This window comes from Lysinibacillus sp., from assembly GCF_032093475.1.
In the GTDB taxonomy this organism is placed as follows: Bacteria; Bacillota; Bacilli; order Bacillales_A; family Planococcaceae; genus Lysinibacillus; species Lysinibacillus irui.
In genome coordinates this window covers 1,950-3,341 of sequence record NZ_DAMDAY010000209.1, presented here as the reverse complement: position 1 = coordinate 3,341, position 1,392 = coordinate 1,950, and the positions used below count along the sequence as shown (strand labels likewise).

2 protein-coding genes are annotated in these 1,392 nt (G+C 40.0%); both read left to right on the top strand.

Going from position 1 to position 1,392, the window contains the following annotated elements; genetic code table 11:
- Nucleotides 1-502 (top strand): polyprenyl synthetase family protein (locus RT445_RS23400; RefSeq protein ID WP_313471732.1); only part of this gene is annotated, 502 nt, incomplete at its 5' end.
- Nucleotides 503-667: 165 nt separating this feature from the next.
- Nucleotides 668-1,392, top strand: a 725-nt coding sequence (locus RT445_RS23395; RefSeq protein WP_313471730.1) for a 1-deoxy-D-xylulose-5-phosphate synthase N-terminal domain-containing protein, incomplete at its 3' end; no start/stop codon positions are given.

The following is a 1,392-nucleotide window of genomic DNA, read 5'->3' as shown; positions in this document are numbered from 1 at the left end:
ACGTATGGAATTGTCTGCTGAAAAGCGCATTGAACTTGTCCAATTATTAAGTGTCGCAGCAGGAGCAGAAGGCATGGTTGGTGGTCAAGTACTTGATATGGAAGGAGAGCAACGTCAGCTTAATTTAACAGAGCTAGAACAGGTCCATGTCAATAAGACAGGTGCATTATTACGCTTTAGTATTGAAGCGGGAGCCGTGTTAGCAGATGTGTCCAATCAAGATCGTGCTACATTAAAGAAATATGCACATCACATTGGTCTAGCTTTCCAAATTCAGGATGATATTTTAGATATTGAAGGAACAACTGAAGAACTAGGGAAAACAGCAGGGAAAGATATCGCTAGTGATAAAAGCACCTATCCAGCGCTTTTAACATTAGCGGGAGCAAAAGAAAAGCTTGCTGAGCATTATCAACATGCCATTAACGCACTCGATCAATTACCAATCGATACCAGCTTATTACGCGACTTTGCTGCGTATATTGTTCATCGTAAAAACTAAGAGAGAAAATCAAGGCGTTGAAGGAAAAGAATATGCTAGAATAGGTGGGAACGTTTGCAATTTGCATTCAATGAAGTGCTCGTACTTTTAGCATATTGATAACACTGCTATAATGGTGGAAACACAATTGCGGTGAATATTTTATTGAAAAGGTGTGTGAGAAAGGTGGATTTAAATAAAATAACTAGTCCATCCTTTTTAAAAAACTTAAATAAGAAGGAGCTTGAGCAACTTGCACAAGAAATTCGTACCTTCTTAATCGAAAAATGTTCTGTCACAGGTGGGCATATCGGGCCAAATTTAGGTGTAGTTGAACTTACGATAATGCTGCATAAAATGTTTGACAGTCCAAAAGATAAGTTTTTGTGGGATGTTGGCCACCAAGCTTACGTGCATAAAATTTTAACAGGTCGTGCGAGTCAATTTGACACACTACGTCAGTTCAAAGGGCTTTGTGGATTCCCGAAGCGCGTGGAGAGTGAACATGATGAGTGGGAAACAGGTCACAGCTCGACGTCCTTATCAGCAGCCATGGGTATGGCAGCGGCACGTGATATTAAAAAAGAACATAGCTATGTAATCCCTATTATTGGGGACGGTGCTTTAACAGGCGGAATGGCACTTGAAGCGTTAAATCATATTGGACATGCAAAAACAAATATGATTGTCATTCTGAATGATAATGAAATGTCCATTGCACCAAATGTTGGAGCATTACACAATGTATTAGGTCGTTTACGTACAGCTAAGGAATACTCAAAAGCGAAGGAAGAGCTAGAGTCACTTATAAATAAAATTCCAGTGCTAGGAGGCAAGCTTGCTTCTACTGCAGAGCGCCTTAAGGACAGCTTAAAATATTTAGTGGTGTCCGGTGTGTTTTTTGAGGAGCT